Origin of the sequence: Micromonospora maritima (assembly GCF_902825405.1) — a bacterium.
Lineage (GTDB): Bacteria > Actinomycetota > Actinomycetes > Mycobacteriales > Micromonosporaceae > Micromonospora > Micromonospora maritima.
Genome location: NZ_CADEAU010000237.1, coordinates 1 through 8,211 on the forward strand (window position 1 = coordinate 1; position 8,211 = coordinate 8,211).

Sequence of the window (8,211 nt, forward strand, 5' to 3'; positions counted from 1 at the left end):
GGCCACGACCGCCACCGCGGCCAGCAGCACGGGCAGGTGGCGCAGTCGCCAGCCCCGGTCCGCGGCCGCCTCCGCCGCGCGCGTCCCCGGCTCAGCCACGGGGGTACGCCGGGAACGCGGTGACCAGCTCGGTCACGTCGGTGGCGATCCGGGACAGCTCGTCGGCGCCCCCGGGAGACTCCGGATCCGTCCGCACCGCCCGGCCGATCAGCGCCGCGATCCGGCGCATCTCCCCCTCCCGCATGCCCTGGGTGGTGACGCTCGGCGTGCCCACCCGGATGCCGGAGGCGACCATCGGCGGCTGCGGGTCGTACGGGATCGCGTTCTTGTTGAGCGTGATGCCGGCGGCGTCGCAACGCGCCTCGGCCTGGGCGCCGGTCACGCCGGCCTCGCGCAGGTCGAGCAGGGCCAGGTGGGTGTCGGTGCCGCCGGAGACCGGGCGCAGGCCCTCGGCGGCCAGCCCGTCGGCGAGCGCGCGGGCGTTGCCGACCACCTGGGCGGCGTACGTGCGGAACTCCGGCTGCGCGGCCTCGCGCAGCGCGACCGCCTTGGCGGCGACCGCGTGCATCAGCGGGCCGCCCTGGGTGAACGGGAAGACCGCCTTGTCGATCCGGGCGGCCAGCGACTCCCGGCACAGGACCATGCCGCCGCGTGGGCCGCGCAGCACCTTGTGGGTGGTCGCGGTGACCACGTCGGCGTGCGGCACCGGCGACGGGACCGCGCCGCCGGCCACCAGGCCGATGAAGTGCGCGGCGTCCACCATCAGGTACGCGTCGACCTCGTCCGCGATCTCGCGGAACCGGGCGAAGTCGATCAGGCGGGGGTACGCGGTCGCGCCGCAGATGATCAGCTTCGGCCGGTGCGCCCGGGCCAGGTCGCGCACCTCGTCGTAGTCGATCGTCTCGGTGTCCGGCCGGACCGGGTAGCCGACCGGGTGGAACCACTTGCCGGAGAAGTTCACCCGGCTGCCGTGGGTCAGGTGGCCGCCGTGCGGCAGGTCCATCGCCAGCACCGTGTCACCGGGTTGCACCAGGGCGGCGTACGCGGCCAGGTTGGCGCTCGCGCCGGAGTGCGGCTGGAGGTTGGCGTGCTCGGCGCCGAACAGCTCCTTCGCCCGGGCGACGCCCAGCTCCTCGGCCCGGTCCACCTCGGCGCAGCCGCCGTAGTAGCGCCGGCCCGGGTAGCCCTCGGCGTACTTGTTGGTAAGCGTGGAGCCGAGCGCGGCCAGCACCGCCGGCGAGGTGAGGTTCTCGCTGGCGATCAGTTGCAGGCCGCCGCGCAGCCGTTCCAGCTCTCCCAGCACCACCCCGGCGATCTCCGGGTCGACGGCGCTGAGCTGCTGGAAGTCCGGTCCCCAGAAGGTGTCCCTCGCGTTCTCCACAGCGAAGGAGTCTACGGAGCCGCACACTGGAGGCCGTGAGATGCCTCGTCACCGGTGCGACCGGCTACATCGGCGGGCGCCTGGCGCCCCGGCTCCTGGCCGAGGGGCACACCGTGCGCTGCCTGGCCCGCAAGGCGGGACGGCTGCGTGACGTGCCCTGGGCGGCCGAGGCGGAGATCGTCGAGGGCGACCTGAGCCGGCCGGAGACGCTGCCGGCCGCGTTCGAGGGCGTGGAGGTCGCGTACTACCTGGTCCACTCGCTGGGGCAGCGCGGCTTCGAGGCGGCCGACCGGGAGGCGGCGACCAACTTCGCCGAGGCGGCCCGCGCCGCGGGCGTACGCCGGATCGTCTACCTCGGCGGGCCGGAGCCGGCGGAACGGGAGGCGCTGCCCTCGGCGCACCTGCGGTCCCGGGCGGAGGTCGGCCGGATCCTGCTGGGCAGTGGCGTGCCGACCGCGGTGCTGCGGGCCGCGGTGATCATCGGGTCCGGCTCGGCGTCGTTCGAGATGCTGCGGCACCTGACCGAGCGGCTGCCGGCGATGGTCACCCCGCGTTGGGTGCGCAACCGGATCCAGCCGATCGCGGTCCGCGACGTGCTGCGCTACCTGGTCGGCTGTGCGCACCTGCCGCCGGACGTGAACCGGGGCTTCGACATCGGCGGCCCGGACGTGCTGACGTTCGCGCAGATGATGCAGCGCTACGCCCGGGTGGCCGGGCTGCGGCGCCGGATCATCCTGCCGGTGCGGCCGCTCACCCCGTCGCTCTCCTCGCACTGGGTCGGCCTGATCACCCCGGTGCCGAACGCGATCGCCCGGCCGCTGGTGGAGAGTCTCATCCACGAGGCGGTGGCGCACGAGCACGACATCGCGCGGTACGTGCCGGACCCGCCGGAAGGGCTCACCGGCTTCGACCAGGCGGTGGCGCTGGCGCTGGCGAAGGTGCGCGACGCGCAGGTGGAGACGCGCTGGTCGACCGCGAGCGGGCCGGACGCGCCGGCCGAGCCGTTGCCGTCGGATCCACACTGGTCCGGTGGCACCGCCTACACCGACCTGCGGGAGCGGGCCGTGGAGGCACCGCCGGCGGCGCTGTGGCGGGTCATCGAGGGCGTCGGCGGCGAGCACGGCTGGTACTCGTTCCCGCTGGCCTGGTCGGTGCGGGGCTGGCTGGACCGGCTGGTCGGCGGCGTCGGGTTGCGCCGGGGCCGGCGCGACCCCCACCGGCTCCAGGTAGGCGAGGCGCTGGACTTCTGGCGGGTCGAGGAGATCGTCCCGGGTGAGCTGCTGCGGCTGCGGGCCGAGATGCGGCTGCCCGGTCGGGCCTGGCTGGAGATGCGCGCCGAGCCGACCGGCGAGGGTCGCAGCCGCTACGTCCAGCGCGCCGTCTTCCTCCCGCACGGCCTCCCCGGCCACCTCTACTGGGCCTCGGTGGCCCCGTTCCACGCCGTCGTCTTCGGCGGCATGGCCCGCAACATCGCCCGGGGCGCCGAGCAGAACCCCGCGTGAGCCCGCGCGATCTTGCACTTGCGGCCCGACCTTCGCGGCTTGTGCCGCTTTCGCCCGGGCAGCAAGTGCAAGATCGGCGAGGCGTGGGGCGGGGTCAGTTGCCGGTGCGGGGGCTGGTGTGTTCGAAGGCGACGGGCTGGCCCGGGGGGACGAAGTCCTCGACCGGCTGGTCGCGCAGGGCCCAGGCGAGGATGCGGCCGACCGCGGCGATCTGCCGCTTCTGCACGCCGCCGCCGACCGCGTCCCGGGGATCGTCCGGGTTCGCGGCGATGGTCGCCACGGAGAGCTGCGGGGTGAACGCCACGACGGTCTCGGTGGCGTTCCGCTCCGAGCTGCCGGTCTTGCCGGACAGCGGGCGGCGCAGTCCCGGGGCCAGTTCCTCGGCCGTGCCGCCGTCGCACTTGCGGTACATCGACTGGTCGCCGACCGGGCAGCGGCCGGCGTCGGCCGCCGCGCGGGCCACCTCGGTGTCCAGCACCTGCCGGCAGTCGGTGTTCCCGGCGGCCACCTTGCGGCCGGACGCGTCGGTGATGGAGGTGACCGGGGTGGGCCGGCACCAGGTGCCCTCGGCGGCCACCGTGGCGTACGCGTTGGCCAGGTCCAGCGGCGTGGTGGCGGAGACGCCGAGCGTGAACGGCCCCCAGTTCTTCGCCCCGTCGCGGGCCATCCGCGCGTCCTCGGGCGCGCGGAACACGATGCCCAGCCGCTCGGCCATCTCGACCACCCGGTCCGCGCCGACCCGCTCGGTCAGCCAGGCGAAGTACGTGTTCACCGAGCGGCCGAACGCGTCCCACATGTCCCGGTCGCCGTCCATCCAGTAGGTGTTGGCGTTCGCCGGGCACCACCGTCCGCCGCAGCTGGCCGGCCCGCCGTCGATCGGGTACTTCGTGACGTAGACCCGGGGGGCGTCGAACTCGGTGTCCAACGGCAGTCCGGACTCCAGCGCGGCCAGCAGCGCGAACAGCTTGAACGTCGAACCGGCCTGGTAGCCGGTGATGCCACCGCCGCCGGCCACCAACTGGTTGACCGTGTTCGGGTAGTTCTGCTGCCCGGCCGGGTTCGCGGCCACGCCGTAGGTGCGGTTGACCGCCATGGCCAGGACCCGCCCGGTGCCCGGCTGCACCACCGCGGTGGGGGCGGCGCGCGGGATCGTGTCCGGGTAGATCGCGCGTACCTGCTCGCTGGTCTTGCCCTGCACGTCCGGGTCGAGCGAGGAGACGATCGACCACCCGCCCCGGCGCAGCGTGCGCTGGCGCTCGTCCACGGTCTTGCCGAACGCCGGCTGGGCGTTCCACCACTGGGTGAACCAGTCGCAGAAGAAGCCCCAGTCGTTGTGGGCGGCCGGCACCGCGGCGCAGTCGTTCGGGGTGCTCTTCGGATCGAGCGCCAACTGCGTGGCCTTCGCCGTGGCGGCGTCCGCCGCGCTCACCCGGCCGGTCTCCACCATCCGGTCCAGCACGTACGCCCGGCGGGCCAGCGCCGCGTCGGCGTCGCCGTTGATCGGGTCGTCGCTGGCCGGCGAGCGGACCAGCCCGGCGAGCAGCGCGGCCTGGGCCAGCGTGAGCCGGTCCGGGGTGGTGGAGAAGTAGCGCTTGCTGGCGGCGGCGATGCCGTAGGCGCCCGCGCCGAAGTATGCGATGTTCAGGTACCGCCCGAGGATCTCGTCCTTGGCGACCTGCCGTTCCAGCGTCAGCGCGTACCGCATCTCGCGGATCTTGCGGCCGACGGTGATCTCGGTGGCCGCGGCCCGCTGCTCCTCGGTCAGCCGGGGGTCCCCGGCCAGCGCGTTGCGCACGTACTGCATGGTCAGCGTCGAGGCGCCCTGCCGGGTGCCCTCCCGGCGGTTGGCCGTGAACGCGCGCACCACGCCGCGCACGTCGACGCCGTGGTGCTCGTAGAAGCGCACGTCCTCGGCGGCCACGATGGCGTCCCGCATCACCGGCGCCACCTCGCCGACCGGCACGTCCACCCGGTCCTCGACGTAGAACGAGGTGATGAGCGTCTGGCCGTCGTTGGCGTAGAGGTTGGAGCGCTGCGCCGGCTGCGGCGCCTTCAGCGCCTCCGGCAGCGTGGTGTACGGCATCAGGTTCTTCACGCCCAGCCCGAGGACCAGCGCGGCCGGCAGCGCTGCCGCGGCCAGGGCCAGTCCGGCGAGCACGCCGGCGAGCAGAACGGTGAACAGCTTGTCGAGATGGGCCCGGTTCATCAGCTCTCCCCGCAGGAGCCGGCCGTACGGACCCGTCAAGAATGACCGGAATCGCCGCTTTCGCCGCCATCTTCAGCGAAATGCGCAGGAAGTTCGCGAGAAAGGATGAACCTCAGGGCAGCAGCGCGGCAGCCAGCGGCTGGACCGTCTCCTCGATCTCGTCGGCCACCCGGCTGAAGCACTGGTCACCCCGACCCCACGGGTCGTCCAGGTCGTCGGTGGGCAACGCCGACGCGCCCTGGCGCAGCGCGTCGACGGCCGCCACCAGCGCCACCCCGCGGGCGTGCACGGCGTCCGGGGTCGGCTCGGCGGACGGCAGCGCGGACCGGTCGAGACTGCCCAGCAGCCGGCCGAACTCGCCCAGCACGAACGTGCGCCCGGCGGCGTCCGGACGCAAGGCCACCACGTACTCCTGCTGGTCGGCGGTGGCGGTGAGCACCAGGTCGGCGGCGTCGATGAGGTCGGAGCGGAGCCGGCGCGCGGCGAACCCGGTCACGTCACCGCCGCGCGCGGTCACCTGCCGGGCGGCGGGCGGGTTCATCTCCTCACCCGCGTGCCAGCCGCCGGTGCCCGCGCTGTGGCTGTGCACCAGCGCGTCCGAACCGGCCGGGTCGACGTCGAGCCGACCCAGCCGCTCCCGGACCGCGAGCAGCAGCAGCCGCTCGGCCATCGGCGAGCGGCAGATGTTGCCCATGCAGACGTGCAGGACGGTGAAGGGCGGCACTCAGAGCCCCCGCTCGTCGAGGATGTCCGGCACCACGTCGCGCAGCTTCGGCAGCGTCACCGCGCCCTGCCGCAGCACCCGCGGCACCTCGCCGGTCAGGTCGACGATGGTGCTCGGCACCGGGTCCACCGCCGGCCCGGCCTCCAGGTAGGCCCGCACGCCGTAGCCGAGCTGGTCGCGGGCCTCCTCCGCGGTGAGTGCGGCCGGCTGGCCGATCTTGTTGGCCGAGGCCACCGCCATCGGCCCGGTCTCCCGCAGCACCTCCAGCGCGACCGGGTGCAGCGGCATCCGCACCGCCACCGTGCCACTGGTGTCGCCCAGGTCCCAGGCCAGGCTCGGCGAGTGCTCCACCACGATCGTCAGCGCGCCCGGCCAGAACGCCTCGACCAGGTCACGGGCCGCCTGCGGCAGCGAGAACACCAGGCCGTCGAGCGTGTGCCGGGAGCCGATCAGCACCGGCGGCGCCTGCCGGGCGCCACCCTTGGTGTCCGCCAGGGCCTTCACCGCGTACGGGGTGAAGGCGTCCGCCCCGATGCCGTAGACGGTGTCGGTCGGCAGGACGACGAGTTCCCCGTTCTTGACCGCCTCGATGGCAGCGGCGATGCCGCGGTCCCGGTCGGCGGGCGACCGACAGTCGTAGAGCATCACGAGGAGTCAGTCTGCCACGCCGTGCCGGAGTCGGCGTGTCGGCCGTCCGCCCGGCGGGACGCCGTCGCCCAGCGGGGCCGCCCGGCCAGGTCCCGGTGCTCCGCCACGCGCTCGTAACGGCCGTCGCCGGCGAGCAGCGCCGGCACCGCCGTGGCGTGCGTGTCGTCGTGCTCGACGCCGATCGCGCCGCCCGGACGCAGCAGCGCGGCGGCGCGGGCCACCACCGGGCGGATCACGTCCAGCCCGTCCGTGCCGCCGAACACCGCCTCGTCCGGGTCGTGGTCGGCCACCTCCGGCGGGACCACCACCGACCGGGGCACGTACGGCGGGTTGCAGAGCAGCACGTCGACCCGACCCACCAGGTCGGCCAGCAGCTCCGGGTCCGTGACGTCGGCGGCCACCACCTCGACCGGCCGGTCCCCCGCCTCGGCGCGCGCGGCGGCGTTGCGGCGCAGCCAGGACAGCGCGGCCGGGGACCGCTCCACCGCCACCACCCGCGCCGCCGGCACCTCCTGCGCCACCGCGAGGGCGATCGCGCCGGAACCGCTGCACAGGTCGACCACGAGCGGCGCGGCGAGCCGGCGCGCGTGGTCGATCCCCCAGCCGGCGAGCAGCTCGGTCTCGGGCCGGGGCACGAACACCCCCGCCCCCACCGCCAGCTCCAGGTGCCGGAACCCGGCCACGCCGACGAGGTGCTGCAACGGTTCCCGGGCCACCCGCCGGGCGACCAGCGCGTCCAGGCGGTCGCGTTGCGCCGGGCCGAACCCGTCGGCCAGGGCCAGCCGGCCGCGCGGCACCGCCAGCACGTACGCGGCCAACTGCTCGGCCTCCGCGCGGGCGGCCTCGACACCGGCTGCGGCCAACGCCCGGGCGGCCCGGGCCACCACCAGCGAGGCCCGTTCGCGTTCTGTCCCTTCGGACGGGTGTTGCGGGAGTGTGCTCACGCAATAATCATGAAGCGTCGCGGGTCACCTCACGAGCGGGTGCGTCCGGGCGCACACGGCGGGGAGGTCGCGAGTGGGCTGGCTCGACCAGGTCGAGGACCAGGTTGACGCCCTCCGACGCGCCCGAGCGTTGCAGGAGGTCAGCCGCTCGGCGGAGGCCTGCGTCCTGCTCGAACGCGTGATCCGCACCACCGACGACCCGTACGCCCGCGCCGACGCGCTCGTGCAACGCCTGTCCGCGCTGATCAATCTCGGTCGGACGGCCGAGTTCACCCGGGCCATCGAGGACGCCTCCGCCGCCGTCCGGGACCTGGCCGAGCCCTACCTGCACGGGCACCTCAACGCGCTCGCCGCGCTCGCCGCCCACCACCAGGGCGCGCTCGACCGGTGCGTCATGCACCTGGTGCGGGCCGCCCGGGCGCTGGGCGCCGACGACACCCCGGACCGGGACACCGCCTGGGGTTGGCACGACCTGGCGATGGCGTACTCGTACCTCAGCTTCCACGGCCACGCCCTCGGCGCGATCGAGCGGGCCCGCGAGGTCGGGCTGAGTGCGGGCATCCCGGAGGAGACGTTCGCCGCGCCGGGGATCCGGCTGCGCAACGCGGTGGCGCTGGACCACAACGGCGACAGCGACGGCTGTCTGCGGGTGCTGCGCGACGTGGCCGGCGACCTGGCCCGGTTCCTGCGCGGCGGGCGGGCCGGCAACCTGCGTCCCAGCAGCCTCGCCGCCTACGGCTACGCCGCCGCCCGGCGGGCCGCGCTCGGTGACCGGGTCGAGACGGCCGGGGACGCCGATCCGCACC

The 8,211-nt window shown here is 74.8% G+C and carries 6 protein-coding genes and 1 pseudogene; 2 read left to right on the forward strand and 5 right to left on the reverse strand.

Features of this window, described 5'->3' with window-relative positions; genetic code table 11:
* Positions 1-91 precede the first annotated feature (91 nt).
* The gene (locus tag HUW36_RS19910) at positions 92-1,381 is read right to left on the reverse strand and encodes a serine hydroxymethyltransferase (RefSeq protein ID WP_174529556.1); all 1,290 of its coding nucleotides are present in this window, start codon (positions 1,379-1,381) and stop codon (positions 92-94) included.
* A gap of 35 nt (positions 1,382-1,416) precedes the next feature.
* On the opposite strand from HUW36_RS19910, the gene HUW36_RS19915 reads away from it, so the two are divergent.
* Positions 1,417-2,883, forward strand: coding sequence for an SDR family oxidoreductase (locus HUW36_RS19915; RefSeq protein WP_174529557.1), 1,467 nt, complete (start codon positions 1,417-1,419; stop codon positions 2,881-2,883).
* A gap of 94 nt (positions 2,884-2,977) precedes the next feature.
* On the opposite strand, the gene HUW36_RS19920 is transcribed toward HUW36_RS19915, so the two are convergent.
* The 4 genes from HUW36_RS19920 to prmC all read right to left on the reverse strand — a co-directional run bounded on the left by HUW36_RS19920 (position 2,978) and on the right by prmC (position 7,405).
* Complete coding sequence (locus tag HUW36_RS19920; protein WP_174529558.1) at positions 2,978-5,089, reverse strand: transglycosylase domain-containing protein; 2,112 nt, start codon at positions 5,087-5,089, stop codon at positions 2,978-2,980.
* Positions 5,090-5,201: 112 nt separating this feature from the next.
* Positions 5,202-5,813, reverse strand: coding sequence for an arsenate reductase/protein-tyrosine-phosphatase family protein (locus HUW36_RS19925; RefSeq protein WP_174529559.1), 612 nt, complete (start codon positions 5,811-5,813; stop codon positions 5,202-5,204).
* Complete coding sequence (locus HUW36_RS19930; RefSeq protein ID WP_174529560.1) at positions 5,814-6,458, reverse strand: L-threonylcarbamoyladenylate synthase; 645 nt, start codon at positions 6,456-6,458, stop codon at positions 5,814-5,816.
* Entirely contained in the window at positions 6,458-7,405 is a 948-nt protein-coding gene (gene prmC, locus HUW36_RS19935; protein ID WP_174529561.1) for a peptide chain release factor N(5)-glutamine methyltransferase, read from the reverse strand. The genes HUW36_RS19930 and prmC overlap by 1 nt, the downstream gene beginning before the upstream one ends.
* Before the next feature lie 73 nt (positions 7,406-7,478).
* On the opposite strand from prmC, the pseudogene HUW36_RS19940 reads away from it, so the two are divergent.
* Positions 7,479-8,211: pseudogene (locus HUW36_RS19940) on the forward strand (GGDEF domain-containing protein); the annotation flags it as partial.